The 15,132-nt window shown below is 49.3% G+C and carries 12 protein-coding genes; 10 read left to right on the top strand and 2 right to left on the bottom strand.

What is annotated here, in order from left to right; genetic code table 11:
* The first annotated feature begins 395 nt into the window (after positions 1-395).
* From ACWHYD_RS16045 to ACWHYD_RS16070, 6 genes are all read left to right on the top strand, one after another.
* Positions 396-710 (top strand): hypothetical protein, encoded by a 315-nt coding sequence (locus tag ACWHYD_RS16045; protein ID WP_447963031.1) that lies wholly within the window; start codon positions 396-398, stop codon positions 708-710.
* A 171-nt stretch (positions 711-881) separates the two neighbouring features.
* Positions 882-1,337 carry an energy transducer TonB family protein gene (locus ACWHYD_RS16050; RefSeq protein WP_447963032.1) on the top strand — a complete coding sequence of 152 codons (456 nt, stop codon included), beginning with the start codon at positions 882-884 and terminating at the stop codon, positions 1,335-1,337.
* 177 nt (positions 1,338-1,514) lie between these two features.
* On the top strand, positions 1,515-2,891 hold the full coding sequence (locus tag ACWHYD_RS16055) for a PepSY-associated TM helix domain-containing protein (protein ID WP_447963033.1): 1,377 nt from the start codon (positions 1,515-1,517) through the stop codon (positions 2,889-2,891).
* Between the two features lie 221 nt (positions 2,892-3,112).
* Entirely contained in the window at positions 3,113-4,402 is a 1,290-nt protein-coding gene (locus tag ACWHYD_RS16060; protein ID WP_447963034.1) for a sialidase family protein, read from the top strand.
* Positions 4,399-4,920 (top strand): TlpA disulfide reductase family protein, encoded by a 522-nt coding sequence (locus tag ACWHYD_RS16065; protein WP_447963035.1) that lies wholly within the window; start codon positions 4,399-4,401, stop codon positions 4,918-4,920. The genes ACWHYD_RS16060 and ACWHYD_RS16065 overlap by 4 nt, the downstream gene beginning before the upstream one ends.
* A gap of 524 nt (positions 4,921-5,444) precedes the next feature.
* Positions 5,445-7,760 (top strand): TonB-dependent receptor domain-containing protein, encoded by a 2,316-nt coding sequence (locus ACWHYD_RS16070; protein ID WP_447963036.1) that lies wholly within the window; start codon positions 5,445-5,447, stop codon positions 7,758-7,760.
* A 228-nt stretch (positions 7,761-7,988) separates the two neighbouring features.
* Here the strand turns inward: ACWHYD_RS16070 and smbP are convergent, their stop codons facing one another.
* Positions 7,989-8,342: a small metal-binding protein SmbP gene (gene smbP / locus ACWHYD_RS16075; RefSeq protein WP_447963037.1), complete on the bottom strand. Its 354-nt coding sequence runs from the start codon at positions 8,340-8,342 to the stop codon at positions 7,989-7,991.
* Positions 8,343-9,210: 868 nt separating this feature from the next.
* Here smbP and ACWHYD_RS16080 point away from each other — a divergent pair.
* The 4 genes from ACWHYD_RS16080 (at position 9,211) to ACWHYD_RS16095 (ending at position 13,273) form a co-directional block, all read left to right on the top strand.
* Entirely contained in the window at positions 9,211-10,284 is a 1,074-nt protein-coding gene (locus ACWHYD_RS16080) for a tetratricopeptide repeat protein (RefSeq protein ID WP_447963038.1), read from the top strand.
* A gap of 483 nt (positions 10,285-10,767) precedes the next feature.
* Positions 10,768-12,087: a VWA domain-containing protein gene (locus ACWHYD_RS16085; RefSeq protein ID WP_447963039.1), complete on the top strand. Its 1,320-nt coding sequence runs from the start codon at positions 10,768-10,770 to the stop codon at positions 12,085-12,087.
* Positions 12,088-12,164: 77 nt separating this feature from the next.
* Positions 12,165-12,698: a TadE/TadG family type IV pilus assembly protein gene (locus ACWHYD_RS16090; RefSeq protein WP_447963040.1), complete on the top strand. Its 534-nt coding sequence runs from the start codon at positions 12,165-12,167 to the stop codon at positions 12,696-12,698.
* Positions 12,695-13,273: a TadE/TadG family type IV pilus assembly protein gene (locus ACWHYD_RS16095; protein WP_447963041.1), complete on the top strand. Its 579-nt coding sequence runs from the start codon at positions 12,695-12,697 to the stop codon at positions 13,271-13,273. Before ACWHYD_RS16090 ends, ACWHYD_RS16095 begins: the two co-directional genes overlap by 4 nt.
* Positions 13,274-13,396: 123 nt before the next feature.
* Here ACWHYD_RS16095 and ACWHYD_RS16100 read toward each other — a convergent pair whose 3' ends face one another.
* The gene (locus ACWHYD_RS16100; protein WP_447963042.1) at positions 13,397-15,046 is read right to left on the bottom strand and encodes a bifunctional aminoglycoside phosphotransferase/ATP-binding protein; all 1,650 of its coding nucleotides are present in this window, start codon (positions 15,044-15,046) and stop codon (positions 13,397-13,399) included.
* Positions 15,047-15,132: the final 86 nt, after the last annotated feature.

Raw genomic sequence — 15,132 nt, forward strand, 5'->3', positions numbered from 1 at the left:
GATTTTGTTTGAGGTGCGGAATTCACCACCGCCTTTCCGGACCAGGATCTAGGGGGATCTATATTTTTGGGATCTCATGAGTCATCCGGTCTTCCGTGTGTTTCAGTAAACTGTTGCATCCGTAAGCAGGCATTGGTAGACCACCCGACATTCCTTCTATATCGTTCATTTTCAACTTACGCTCAATCAGACTGAAAAAGCAGGAACAATCCCTCAATCACATGAGGGCGCATCTTGTTTCCTAGAGGAAAATCCTGGGTGATCGACCTCAAATTTCGGCTTTCTCCGTAGATTGAAAAAGAACCCTGACCTGAAGCGTTTCTGTTAGGAGCCAAGCTTGCATTTCACCCCAACAGGTACGCGGCACCATACACACATTGGACTGAGGAGAATTGATGATGAAACACATGATGGCGTTTATTCTGATGGTCATGCTTTTGATGGTCCCAAGTTTTGTGTTTGCCCACGGCAACGCGATTCATATCTTCGGAACGGTCACAGAATCCGCACAGGAACAAATTGTTGTGACAACTCCAAAAGGTGAATCCGTCACTCTGATGATCCAGGAAAAGACTATTTTCCAACTCGATGGCATTACGACAAACACCGCTCGTCCGGCAGTGGGCGACCGGGTTGTGGCTGAGGCAGAGAAAGAAGCGGACGATCTTGTCGCTCATGAAATTCGTTTTGCGACACCCAAGCCCAAATAGCTTGAAAGCGGCCTTTCGTCCCCGGATCAGTCCAAACTGTCCAACCCTTCACATCACGAATCCTGCATCCTATGGTTGCGATAGATTGATTGGTGATTGGCATCTGAGTATGCTCTCTTTCCTTTCCTGATTTCTCTTGAGGCTATTGTTATTCGAGAAAGGTTTAACCCGATGGTCTTCACGCTTCTCACTCCACCATTACCAAGAACCGTTCGCACCCCATTCATGTTCGTGTTGGCATGTCTTGTGTGTCTGCCTCTCGGGGCAATGGAATCTTTCGCTCAGCCTGAGGTCGAGACGTTCCCGGAATTGACCGTCACGGGCTCACGCATTCATACCGACTATAGCTGGCTGGCCGATTCTCTTGGCCATCGGGTGACCGAATTCAATCGCTATCCAAACGACGCCCGGCGCAACGGATGGGAAGGAAAAGTCTTGCTGCGAGTGACGATCGGAGCGGAGGGCCAGCTCAGAGACGTCATCGTCCAGGATAGCTCGGGCTACGAGCCCTTGGACCAGGCCGCACAGGAAGCCGTACGGCAGGCATGCCCGCTCCCCTTACAACACAAGATCCACCGACCAGAAGTCGCCATCACTCTTCCGGTCGTTTATCGCCTATCTCACTAGGGCCTTAACTTCTTCCCTGCCAATAAGGATTATTCAGAATTTTCACCGGCTTGTTCACCAGGAACCCTTTCACTCGGCATACAACCATCAAGAGTTGGGTCGAGAAAAAGCATCCAACTCTGTTCTTTTTTTTGAAGATATTTTCCTTACTTCCCCCTGTCACTCAGACTCGCTGTGATGTCTAAGCTCACCCCAGCCATTTACTCTCAGATCTGGCCCGATCCTCGGACGGTCTGGCGCTGGCATTTTTATGCCGGCGTATTTTGTGTTCCCTTTATCGTGTTGTTGGCGATTAGCGGAGGAATGTATTTATTCACTCCCCAGATTAATGCCTGGCTCGACGGGCCCTATGATCGCCTTTTCCTTACTGGACCCCACGCCACGGCACAGGCCCAAGTGGAAGCTGCCCTTCACGCCGTCCCGGGTTCTACCTTATCCGCGTATGAACTGCCAAAGAATGAGGATGATGCAACCCGGATTATTGTGAACAATCGGGGGGAACGCTTTCGTGTGTATGTACATCCCGAAACCCTGGAAATTCTGAAGAACATTCCTGAAGAAGACCGGTTTACCAGGATGGTGTTTCATTTTCATGGAGAATTGCTGATGGGCAATATCGGCTCTGTCTTTGTGGAATTAGCTGCCTCCTGGACGATGATCATGATCGTCACCGGCCTGTACCTGTGGTGGCCACGTGGTCATGAAGGAATTGGTGGAATCGTGTATCCCCGATTGAACCGTGGCTCACGGGGATTCTGGCGGGATCTTCATGCCGTCGCAGGTTTCTGGATCTCTCTCTTTGTTTTGTTTTTGCTTGTCACCGGACTGCCCTGGGCGAAAGTCTGGGGTGAGTATTTCAAAGAGATTCGTCGTGTGACCGGAACCGCTGTTGTGGAACAGGATTGGACGGTCGGGGCAACTTCCCGGAACACGCCAAAGGATCTTTCAGGGGAACAGCTCGCCCATACCGGTCAGACAATTCCTCCCGCTAACATTGTGGACCTTCCCTTGGACTATTCTCCGATCGATATCCTCCTGCCCGCTGTTCCTGCGCTAGATCTCCCCCCTCCCGTCTTCATAATCCCCCCTGCTCACATTGAAGGGTATTGGACTGCCAAGTCGGACACTCAGAACCGTCCACAACGAGTCAAAGTCATGTTGGATGCCACGACCGGGGCCGTTCTACAACGGGAAAACTTTGAAGACCGTCATGTTTTGGACCGGATAATTGGCTTCGGTGTCGCGGCTCATGAAGGGCAACTGTTTGGTTGGCCGAATGTGGTATTGGGGGTATTCACTACCGGTGGTCTCCTCATGGTGGTAACAAGCGGCATTCTCATGTGGTGGCGTCGGCGTCCTTCCGGATTACTGGGTGCTCCTCCCTTGCCCCAAGCCCAACCCTTTTCATGTGGATTCATGATCTTTCTCCTGTTCTTCTGTGTCTACCTTCCCTTGTTTGCGGCTTCCCTGACATTGATGCTGCTTATTGAGAAACTACTCATTCGCCGGGTTCCTCCACTGGCCCTATGGCTTGGGCTTGAGAAACGCGTCTGAAAACATCTCGCTGTCACGTTTCCAGTAATTTTATATTGTACGAGTTATTTCCTTTTCCAGAAAAACTGTAGTATGCATATGCATCTGGTGCGGTTGCGGCCCGCACTCCACATCTTAAGGTAGCGTAGACTTTCACCCTTCTGGTAAAAATAACTTCTCTCACGCTTGGGAAGCATGAACGTCATTTTTCATCCTACATTCAAATATCTGTGGAGGCACCCATGATAAGACCTGTACTTTTTGGAGCCACTTCCGTGGTCCTCTCGATTGGCTTGGGAGGTGCCCTATCCGTAGCCCTCGGGGCGGAACCATCTGTCTCGATGATTCAGGCCGGACCTAAGCACATCATCGACCATAAGGGCATGCAAACCACCGGCCCCATGGCCCAACTGGATACAGACGGGACACTGCACCTCGCCTGGGGTGGGGAAAAGCAGGAAGAGCGAGGTGTCTTCTATCTCAAGGTTCCACCTCAACAGGAAGAGTATCCCGAACCAACCAAAGTCAATCCCTCCAATCCTCCCGCTGCTTCCCTCCATGAACCACCGGCGCTGGCGTTAGGCCATAACAACGATGTCTACCTAACCTGGACCACCCCTCATCCGAATGCTGGCGGAAAACCGTTTGCCAACCTTCTTCTCCTAAGCCGATCCGTTGATGGAGGCAAGACCTTTCTTCCCCCGGTTCAAGTCAACGACGACGAGGCCGTCACCGGCCATTCTTTTGACAATCTGACCGTGAGCCCGAATGGTTCTGTTCATATTTCCTGGCTTGATGCCCGGGAAGGGAAAAAAGATCCGGCCACCTATACCGTCGTTTCCCAAGATCAGGGTCACACTCTTTCCCCCAATTTAAAAATTGACGAATCCAGTTGTGTCTGCTGCCGGACCCATATGACCACTGCCTCTGATGGCACCGTCTATCTCGCCTGGCGCAAGGTCTTGTCCGGAGCGGTCAGGGAAACGGTCGTATCCCGTTCCACCGATAACGGGAAATCGTTTTCCCCCCCGGTTATCGTGGGCCATGATCAATGGGTCTTCGAGGGTTGCCCACATCGTCCGGCCACCATGGGAGTCGATCAGCAAGGACGCCTCTATGTCACCTGGTACACGGAAGGTCCGGATGATACTCCCGGGGTATATCTGGCATATTCCGATGATCAGGGAAAAACTTTTACCCCCCGCCGCTTGTTAAACATGTCGAAAGGCACGTTTCCGGATCATCCTCAACTGGCCGTGAATCAGGCAGGGCATCTACTCGTCTCATGGGAAGAGCAATCTCCGGTGCGACGTGAAGTGGTGTTCACCTATTCCCTCGACCGAGGGCAAACATTTAGTTCCCCGAATAAGGTGAATGAGAAGAAAGCCAAAAGTCCGGCTGTAGCATTGAATGACGCGGGACAGGCCGTCATTGCCTGGTCAGAGCAAGTGGTTTTTCCGGCATGGAGTACGGTGGTCCAGCCTCTTTCTTTTCCCACCCCGCAGACGGCTCAATTACACCCAATACCATGACACCGCTTTCTCTGCTCGCTTCAGGATTCCTGGGAATAACCCTTGCCATGGGGAACCCTTCTTCGGTCCCCTTCACTCTCAGCCGAGTCGATCTCAGCCAGAAGCTCCCCGCCTTCCAGCTCCGTACATTGCAGGGCACTCCCGTGCATTCAAATGAATTAGCCGGTCGGGTTCTCATCTTGAATTTTTGGGCAACCTGGTGCGGCCCTTGTAAAGAAGAAATGCCCTCGTTAGAACGTCTTCGTCAAAAATTTCCTCCCGACCAGTTGGCCATATTGGCGGTTACCACCGATATTCGTCCACAAGAAATCAAAGTATTTTGGCAGCAACTCGAGTTGCATTTCGATGTCCTCTTGGATGAACAAGAAGAGCTCTCTCAAGCGCTCATGGTTCGAAATCTTCCCACAACGGTGATTGTGGATACGCATGGACACCTGAGCCAACGAATCATGGGGCCCAGAGAGTGGGATAGCCCTGAATCGGTCGCCCATATCCACAACCTCCTTAACCCGAAGTAGATGCACCAGCGGTTTCAACCGATTGCCCTCCTGACATCGAGTCTGTTTCTCGCCATGCTCCTGGCATCCACGGCCTGCATGGCCGTGCAGGACCTCTCCCACAACTCTCCGGAATCCCATCACAGCAAGACGAAACCACTGCATGGGGTTCTCTGCAACTGGGCTTGTCACATCGGAAAGCTTTCGTCAACCTCCCTGACCACCTCTCCATTCTGGCATTCGCCATTCCAGGAATTTGGCGCCGTGCTTTCTCTTTATTACCTGCCGGCTTCGCTTCCTTCTCTTTCGAACGAATCTGCTAGAGCTCCCCCACACAACCTCTTTTCGTTTTTCTCTTAAATGATTCTCAAGGCTCCGTTGTGAATTGCGGGAGATTCACGCCTCGTTCCACATAATCTATACGGGCGAACCTGGATCTCACCCGAAAATTCCTTCAATAAGCCTCATTCTTAGTTGCTGGCCATATGCATAGGCAAGTTGGCTTAAGCATGGTTTATTTATCTTTTTTGTAAGGAGATGATCTCGTGAAACGATTGCTTTCTGTCCGTTCATGGAATTGGCCATGGGGTTTTTTCGTATTAATCTTGAGCGTTCCGCTAACGCTTAGTGTCTCCGCTCCGACTTTCGCTGAATCAAATGACAGCCCTGTCCCGTCAGAAGAAATTCTTCTGCAGCAACAACAGGACCTGGAGGGAGAACTCGATCGCGTCAATGCCCGACTTAATGAAATCAGGAAACAACTGAGCGAATTACAACAAATACCTGTTTCCCAACAAACCGATGAACAACGCCAGACAGAGGAGGCCCTTCAGGAGGAGGAAGTGGTGACATTGGAAGAGATGAGTATCGTCAGTACCCGGATATTAAAACGGCCTGAAGGCCTGACGATGTCCTCCACCCCCCAATCGGAAACCGATTCCCAACCGACCCGAACCATGAAAGAATCCATGGAATCTCTTCCCGGTGTGGTGCTCCGCCAGGCTAATGGCCCCAGGGACTTCAGTATTTCCATTCGAGGATCCGGAGTCAAAACGGCCTTCGCCATCCGGGATATCAAAGTCTATGAAGATGGTTTTCAACAAACGCAGTCGGACGGATTGTCACGACTCGACATACAAGACCCGTGGTTCATGAGATCGACTGAAGTGATCCGTGGGGCGGCGTCCTCACTGTATGACAATTATGCCTTGGGCGGAATGGTGCATTTTAAAACCCGACGGGGAAGTGACATCAATGGAGTCGAAGGGTTCTTTGCCGGAGGATCATACGGATATAACAAACAGGCTGGCGCATTCGGTCAACACTGGAAGAATCTTGATGTATCATTATTTGCCAGTAACGCCGCGGAAAACGGGTATATCGATCACAGTGGCTATAACACCCAGACGTTGAATTTAAATTTCCGTTTCACCATTGATGAAAAACAGAGTCTTTACGTCAAAGCCATCACCAACTGGCTTGATACTAAGGTGCCGACCCGGCTCACCAAAAGCCAATTTAATGCAAACGATCGTCAGGCGGGAGATGGAGCGAAAGCCAGGGATCAATCTCGCCTCGACCGCCGCACTATTATCGGATTAATGTATGAACGGCAGTTGACACCCAACCTCATCTTGACGACAGAAGGAGATTATGACGTCAAGGATATTAACCAGTACTTTAATCAAGTTTTCGATAATGTGAATACCAACTGGAAACATTATACTGATTTGCGACACACCGGTCAGATCGCCGGCATGCCGTTAAACAGCTATCTCGGGTTCTTCATCAACAACATGGAACAGGAAGGTCAGACCTTCCAAAATTTGGATGACGGTCAAGGCACGCGAGGCAACTTGATCCAGAATAACCGGGGGACCATTCGAAATGTCGGGGGACGATTCCGGGAAGAACTGACCTTCCTACCGAATTGGACCGTGGCCGCCGGCCTGGGATTCGAACAGTCCATCGTAAGCATCCAGACGATTAATTATACCAATGGGGTGGTCTCCAGCCGTCCAAACACCACAAAGACCTACTATAATTGGGCGCCCGAAATGTCACTGACATGGAGGCCCCGAGAAGGCTTTCGGCATTGGATCAGAGGTTCCACCGGATATGGCATCCCGCAATTCAGCAATTTGACTCGCAATCCCATCACGGGTCTTCCGGGTTCCAATTTTGACTTGAAGCCCCAAAAAAATGTGAACGTGGAATTCGGCCACGAAGCCCGGCTTCATGAAACCTTCAACATGCAACTTGTGGGATTCTGGATCTTCTTTCGCGATGAAATTATTTCGCAAAACATTTCAGGTACGAACACAGCCTCCACCAATGCCGACTCTTCGGAATATCGGGGTGTCGAGGTGTCCGCGGATTGGCGACCAATACCCGGTTGGCAATTTCACGGTGCGTACACCCACATTGATGCCAAGTACATCAATTTCACAGATCGGTATCTGGTGAATGGCGTGGCCACCGATGTCAAACAGGACGGCAATGACGTCCCCAACGTCCCTTCGGATGTCCTGAACATGAAGGTCATGTATGATGATGCGAAAAACGATTGGGGTGCCTGGATCGAGTCCAATTATTACAATAGCTATTTTCTAAATAATGGCAATACCGTGGGAATTCCTTCCTACTGGATTATGAACGTCAATCTTCACAAGACCTTTACCTTCAACAATGATTGGGTTCGCTTTGCTAAATTCTTTTTCGAAGTGAACAACATCGCCGATAAAACCTACGCGGCATCCGGCCAAGTCGTGTCAGACTCGACACCCGACGCCAATAAGCAACTGTTCTTTGCCGGGTATGGGCGATCGTTCTATGGAGGCGTGACAATCGGGGTGTTCTAGGTAATCAATGGGGTTTTCGTAAGGTGGGTCATGGGTGAGGGAGGCCCGAGTGCCAACCTCACCAGAGCAGAAGGCAACCTGATTGACCTACATCCAATATGTACGGAAGCATGATTGGGATGGAGTCAGATACCACTGACCAACCCTTCCTCTCGATTTCCCTTCAAAAGGTAAAAAGGCGGGTCACATTGTGTGGCCCGCCTCTTCACCTCTAAACAGGAGAACGATCTAATGGCCCTGTTGGAGGTGCTTCAAGGCTTCTTCACTATGTTCGGCCGCAGCCTCGCCATGTCCCTGTTTCCCATGGTCCACCGCTTCGCCGAGATGACTGATGCCCTCACCGACATGGGCATTGCCACCTTCTTGCTTGGCAGCATCGGCATGCGAAAGGGCATCCTGCGCATGCTTGGTGGCTTCACCGGCATGCCCCATTTCTCCATGAGCTTTTGCCTCACCGGCATGCCCGATCGCTTCATGCAAATGTTTATCCCCTTCCGCCAATGTAACAGCCGGAACTGCCAAAAAGCCCAATACCCCAACACAACCGACAATTCGGATAAATGTAGAGAATGTACTGCTCATGCCTTTCCTCCTTTGATTAATAACGTACCAACCATACTGCAGCCTATTTCCTCACGGTCCTCCCGGCTCCGTCTTCTAAATACACTGTTTGTCATAATCCATTATGCCATTCACAGGAACCTGAATGCATAATTCTTTACCCAATGAACAATGCCAACCGCAAGTTCATATTAGATCCTTGGAGTAAAGGCCCCTCATTTACGACTGCGACACTTTGACAAATTGACCATCGACCACATACGAATTTTCTGACTATTCAATTTTTCAAGATTTTTTATTTTCACATGACCACGGACAAGTTTTCTAAACCCATTGGGAAATGTGTTGCATACATGAGCAACGATCTGTAGACGATTTCTGTGGCTATTCCTATACTCTCTCCACGTCAGGTAGCCTTTTTATGTGATTCAGTTATGATCTGACCCATAGGAATCCTGACCAATATTACCACTTGTTATTTTTTTGGATAGAAGGTGCGATAGGGAACCCTGACCCCCTGGAAAAACCTTCTTCCTTCTGTGGAGAACGATCGGGATGGGGCCTGGTATCGACTACCTCCGCTCTTCATCCCGATCTTCACGGAACCTGAAATTTGCACACCAGAATATGTGATTCACGCCCTGCCTTTCATCATGAAGACAGGGCTTTTCTGCCTGACTTGCAGAATATTCTCACTCTTGAGAAAAATGAATTTCTCCCTGACCGGGGCTGCTTGTCAGGTGGACAATATCCCCTGGCTCCGAGCCTTCCCTCTTCCATCTCCCTGATTCAAATTTTGGCAAATCAGTAGACAATACGATACAATTTTCAATATTTGCTTTTCTGAATCCGCCCGATGGACCAACACTTCGACTGAAAGAAAATCCTCATGCTCAATCCGAGTCACGGCAATCCACCGGCTTTCTCGCCACGCATGAAGTGGCAAAGAATATTCCTATGCCTTATCTTCCTTTGGCCCTTGCCAGCGTTGGGGCACCAGGCGGGAAACCTTTATCGTGATGCTCTTTCAGCCGTGGAAAATCAGGACTTCAAGACCGCCCAATCCTTACTCGAACAGGCCATCCAGGAATTTCCTGGTTTTTCCGAAGCCCATCACCTGTACGGCTTGGTGGAGTTTCAACTGACCCAACAACCTGAACGCGCAATTTCTGCCCTTCAACAGGCCATCCGCCTCAACCCGAATTTAGCTCAAGGACAGTATGATTTGGCGTTACTCTTTATCAAGCAAGATCAAATAGAAGAAGCTCAAAAAGCCGCTCAGCAAGCGCTCGCTATCTATCCACGTTTTTGGGAGGCCCGCCTCATACTCGCGAAATTATTGGATAAGCGAGAACTCACGAATCAGGCTATTCAGGAATACCAGACAATTCTCACTCAACAACCCTTCCAGGAAGAAGCGCTCTATCATCTAGCTACCCGGTTTATGCAAGCTCAAGATTTTGACCAAGCACAGCTCCTCCTTACCCAATTGACAGAACACCACCCTCACCAGACAGACGCATGGTTGTTGCTGGGCCGGATTGCGGAACGGCAGAATCAACCCTCACAGGCCTTACATGCTTACCAAGAAGTCATTCAGGCCAATCCTGACAATTCGGAAGCCCACGCCAATCTTGGATTTCTTTACCAACAACAAGGGAACCTACCAGAGGCCATTGAACATTTCCAACGCGTCAGCGAACTCAAGCCTCAGGATGCCGAGGCCTTTCTCAATCTCGGAGTCCTCTTCGCAGGAAACCATCAGCTCGTGGAGGCAGAACAAGCATATCAAACAGGAATCGCTTTGCAACCAGATTCACTGGAAGGCCATTTCAATCTTGGAGCCTTTTACGAATTCCACAAGAAGGATCTTCCTCAAGCACGAATCCACTACCAGAAATACCTTGACCTTGGCGGAAAAGACGCCAGAATCCAACAATTGCTTACACAACTTGGGCAATAGATCATCCCCATCGGTTCAAAGAAATCCTCGATTTCTTCTTCAAGACCTCCCCAACCGATCAATTTGATATCCACTCCATTTTATTAGTGCTTCCATATTCTTCCTCACTAGCTCAGAGGCTTCGCTCCTTGATACTTTCAGCCCCTGAAACCTTATTCGATGCTGCTTCATCTTCTCCCTCCATGCCTTTTAATTCACGCCTGGAACCCGCTGATCACATTTAGGCTTTGCTTAAGGGCGGAATGCCAACGTTTTTGTCCAAAAAGACCTTCCCGTAATGGTCGGGAAGGACATTCTTTCGATAACAACTACACAAAAAATGAGAAAAACTAGCCATTTGTAGAACATTTCCAATCGGCAAGTTTTTCAATAATCAGTCGATATTCTCCTACCAAAGAACCTCCGCGCTGAATCAGCGAGAAATGAATGAGTTGGTGTGAGGTTTGTGAGGTTATTGATCCTTTTATCCAGGAGACACGGAAAATGGGACGCAATTCAATCAAAGGGTTACAGAATCCGTTACGAAACCAACAAGGTGCATACATCCTGATTACAGGCATTGCTGTTGTGGCCCTATTTGGATTTGCAGCCCTGGGTATTGAAGTTGGACGGTGGTATGCCATCCAGGGAGAAATGAGTAAAGCGATCGATGGAGCCGCCTTTGCGGGGGCTAAAAATGTGAACAATCCAAATATTACCGACCTTCACGGGTTTGTCCAACAAGTGGCTCAAGCCAACTTTCCTCCCGGACTGTTGGGAACTGACACACCTACATTCTTGGTGACCGACGACGGAAACGGTAAGGTTTCGGTGCAAGGCTCGACGAATTCCATCAATTCACTCTCGAGAGTGGTTGGGGGAGGTCACGACACGACCGCTATCGCTGCGGACGGATCCGCCAAACTTCGCAACGCGGAAATCGCGTTAGTTCTAGATATTTCGGGATCGATGGCAGGCAGCCCCATCAGCGATCTGAAAGATGGGGCCACAAGCTTTGTCGAAAACTTCACTGATCAACAAGCCGATAATCGATTCGCCTTGTTGACCTTTGCCACAGGAGTCCAAAAACCCTTTGCTATGGACCATGGGTACGTCTCCCCTATGACTTCCGCCATTAATGGACTGGGGGCATCCGGGGGAACCAATGCCGAAGACGCCTTAGCTCAAGCCCTTACCCTTCCTTGGTCCGATCAATCCGGCGTTCCCGCGAATGAACGCACCAAACAAGTTGTCATTTTTTTCTCGGATGGAAATCCATCAGCCTTCCGAGGCCAGTTTAAACATGAAGGGGTGACTTATGATGGAGTGGCGGCTTTGGACGGAGGCTATGTCAATGTTTATGAGTCTATGGGGTACCCTAACCCACAGGCATCTTACGAAGGTTCATTTAAAATCACTTTTACCGGAGATGGGAAAAAAACGGGAACATCTTGTCCCCGGCAAAAAATTAATAACGTTTGGTATTACTCGGTCAAATGGAACATTTTCCAAGATAGCACATATGGACTGAATAGCTTCGGCCCAACTTCAGGAATCGACCCCGAATACTGCAACACAACAGGGCCCTCTAAATTGGGAGACTATGTGAACTACCTGGTTCGTCAAATGGCCATAGACAATGCCCAGGCCATCAAAAATAACGGAATTGAAATTTATACCATCGGCTTGGGGAATATAGACCAAAATTTCTTGAGTGCTCTCTCCAGTGGGCCAAAATTTGTCTATTACACCCCTGATTCTTCAGAACTTGAAGGAATCTTCCAACAAATTGCCAATATTCTCAAACTTGTCCTTATTAGTTAAGCAACCCCGATGCCACAGGATGGTGAACACAACTCGCGTGACTGGGATGATAGGGCTACATGCAGGAGGATTCCCCAATGAAGAGCTTGATCAGGTCTTTTCAGAAATTGATGTCTCCATGCCAGACGGAATCGGGAATCACGGTCGTGGAAGTGGGTGCAACCATGCTGGTATTTCTCACCGCACTCTTCGCGGTAGCGGAAATGGGTTGGTTTTTCGTGCACCAGAATACTCTCACTTCTGCAGTTAGAGAGGGCATTCGTATTGGAACCGTTGGCGCGACTTCAGTCGATGGTAATGGAAATGCCTTATCCCGTGAAGACTCAATTAAACAAGCGATTCAACAAAGTGCCGCAGCAGTCATGGATATCGACTCGTCAAACATTTTCATTTTTCCCGTCGATGCCGATTGGACCGATCCTGATGATCCAGCGGTTGTGGGAACGGCAAGTGCCGGCGGTGCCGGCGCATTTATGCGGGTCAGAGTCAATTTCACCCATCAATTTTTCACCCAATTGATCGGCGGGTTTTTTGGGGCAGGAGACTCCATGGTCATGTCCTCCGAGGGGACCTACCGCAATGAAAATTTCATCTTAGGAGGCGGATCATGATGGCATCATTGTTACGAACAGTGAGAAATGAACGGGGCACCGCTTCCATCGAGCTTGCCTTTTCCCTCATGATTTTCCTCTTCGTCGCCTTTGGTATTGTCGAATACGGAAGCCTCATCAACGAACGCAACTCGCTCACACAGCTCGCGAGAGAGGGCGCAAGCTTAGCCTCCCGAAACCTGACGACCAACCAGAACATGATGGATCTTCTCGGCTCGACCGACAATGCCCTGGATTTCAAAAATCAACCATCCAAATATCATATTTACCTAGCCCAAATTACGGCCGGAACCGTGGCGAACAATAACCCTACCTGTACAGTCGTTGAGCAGGGAGGATTTAACGGCTCCGGCGTGGCAGCTCCAGCGCTTCCGAACTGTGATTTACCGCAAAATCTTTTCGACTATTTGGTGTATGTTCCCGGTACCGGTGCAACGGTACAACAATTTACCGTCCTAAAAGTCTATTATGAACATGATCCAATAACCCCCATAGGGGCACTCGCTACTCAATTTGGATGGGGGGCAGGCAACCTGGGGAATAGTGTGACCTTGTTCAGTCAAGCGATTTTTTAATATATGGTGCCAGGATTCTGTTCAGAATTCCGCAGCGTGTACTTTTAGATTTAATAGCCGCCAACCTGTTAGACAGACTTGCAAGGATTCAGGCGAAGTTAACACCCCTTCACGGTTTTGGCTTTAATCTGCAGTCTTCCTTCGTTGTTTAATAAGACTCTCTATCGTCGATCTGACTGTTGGTAAATCAGTCGAATCCAGGTGAATAGCAGTGTCTTGTTCAAGTTCAGTTAAAGGATCCTCTTTGGTCCTTTGCTGTTCCATAACTCTAATCGTTGCATCAGAGGCATCGTTCCGTTGTTTAGCTCGACATGCTATTCGCTCCGCCAACACCTCATCCGGCGCCCAGACGTCCAAGATGACAACAGACACGTGACGTTCATGAGCGAGTCGGAAGAATGACTGCCTTTGTGCGCCATCAAGGAATGTGGCATCCACAACGACCGGATAGCCCGCCTGTAACATGCCGTTCGCAAGACTCCATAACCGATCATAGGTTGCATGAGTCATAGCAGGCGCGTACAAGCTCATGGAAGCTCCCTGATCTACGACTTTTTTACATTGTTCGGCATAGATCCGTTTACGTTCCACATCGGATCGCACGCGTACTGCACCCAATGCATTCACCACTTCAGTGGAGACGGTCGTCTTCCCGGTCCCGGATACTCCATGCATTAGCATCAATATTGGAGGAGCAGACATCACCAATCGATTAGCCAGCTCCACGTATCTGATTATTTCTTCAAGGAAATCATCCCCTACCGGGCTTCCTGGCTCCACCTGAGCCAGACGCAAGCCTGCCACTTTAGCTCGAACAAGTGCCCGATAAACTTCATACAACCGGAACACACTCATCCCGGCATAGTCACCAGTCACTTCCAGATAACAGTTCAAAAACCAATATGCCAAATCCACTCGATCCTTGCTCTCTAAATCCATGACCAAAAATGCGACTTCACTAATAACATCAATCCAACGCAACCCCGGCTTAAATTCCAAGGCATCAAACACACAGGTCCGGCCCTCAAATAGGGCAATATTTCCTAAATGAAGATCACCATGACATTCTCGAATCTGCCCGGATGATTTGCGCCCTCGTAACAATGGTCTCAATCGCGTCCATTCCCGGTTAGTCCATTCCTTGATATCCTTCATACAGAATTGAATACGCTCAGGGAGGGCTGCAAGTGGAATGTCCTCGAAGCACTCTGCGATAGGTCGCCATACCATATCCGGCTTTCCATAGGGAAAGGTATCTCCTGAGGAATCGATCCGGCCATGGAATGTTCCAATATCTATGGCGAGTTGACTTATCACAGATTCATCAAGATTGCCTGTCTCAAGAAGTTTGTGAAATTCTTGATCGGGAGGAAATTGTTTCATTTTGACCGCCCATTCAAAAGGGTTTCCATCCCCATCAATGCGAGGATTTGATGGGGACCCAGTAATGGGGACCACCCCCAGATACAGCTGTGGGGCTAACCGTCTGTTGAGACGAACCTCTTCTTCACAAAACCACCTCCGTTTTTCAAGTGTCGAAAAATCAACGAAGGACAACAACACAGGTTTTTTAATTTTGTAGACATACTGACCAGTTAGGAACACCCATGAAATGTGTGTTTCCACTAATGTGACGTGACTCACAGGATGTGAATAACATTCCGGTTTCTTCAGGGATTTGATCAACGGAGAAGAAGTCATAGCCATCCAATAAAGATGATTGGTCCTTTGAGAAGGGATAAGAATATTTCGTTCCAGAATGTCTTCACTCAAGACACTGGACCATCCTACCCAATTTCATCCCTTTCACCAAACAGAAAATGAGTTCTCTGATGGTGAACTGTTCATTTGACTTGTGA

This window comes from Nitrospira sp. Ecomares 2.1, assembly GCF_965152585.1.

What these genes read in the sequence shown, in the direction of transcription:
- ACWHYD_RS16085 (WP_447963039.1), top strand. Translation starts at nt 10,768, where the DNA reads ATGGGACGCAATTCAATCAAAGGGTTACAGAATCCGTTACGAAACCAA.
- ACWHYD_RS16045 (WP_447963031.1), top strand. Translation starts at nt 396, where the DNA reads ATGATGAAACACATGATGGCGTTTATTCTGATGGTCATGCTTTTGATG.
- ACWHYD_RS16095 (WP_447963041.1), top strand. Translation starts at nt 12,695, where the DNA reads ATGATGGCATCATTGTTACGAACAGTGAGAAATGAACGGGGCACCGCT.
- ACWHYD_RS16060 (WP_447963034.1), top strand. Translation starts at nt 3,113, where the DNA reads ATGATAAGACCTGTACTTTTTGGAGCCACTTCCGTGGTCCTCTCGATT.
- smbP (WP_447963037.1), bottom strand. Translation starts at nt 8,342, where the DNA reads ATGAGCAGTACATTCTCTACATTTATCCGAATTGTCGGTTGTGTTGGG.
- ACWHYD_RS16080 (WP_447963038.1), top strand. Translation starts at nt 9,211, where the DNA reads ATGCTCAATCCGAGTCACGGCAATCCACCGGCTTTCTCGCCACGCATG.
- ACWHYD_RS16055 (WP_447963033.1), top strand. Translation starts at nt 1,515, where the DNA reads ATGTCTAAGCTCACCCCAGCCATTTACTCTCAGATCTGGCCCGATCCT.
- ACWHYD_RS16090 (WP_447963040.1), top strand. Translation starts at nt 12,165, where the DNA reads ATGAAGAGCTTGATCAGGTCTTTTCAGAAATTGATGTCTCCATGCCAG.
- ACWHYD_RS16050 (WP_447963032.1), top strand. Translation starts at nt 882, where the DNA reads ATGGTCTTCACGCTTCTCACTCCACCATTACCAAGAACCGTTCGCACC.
- ACWHYD_RS16065 (WP_447963035.1), top strand. Translation starts at nt 4,399, where the DNA reads ATGACACCGCTTTCTCTGCTCGCTTCAGGATTCCTGGGAATAACCCTT.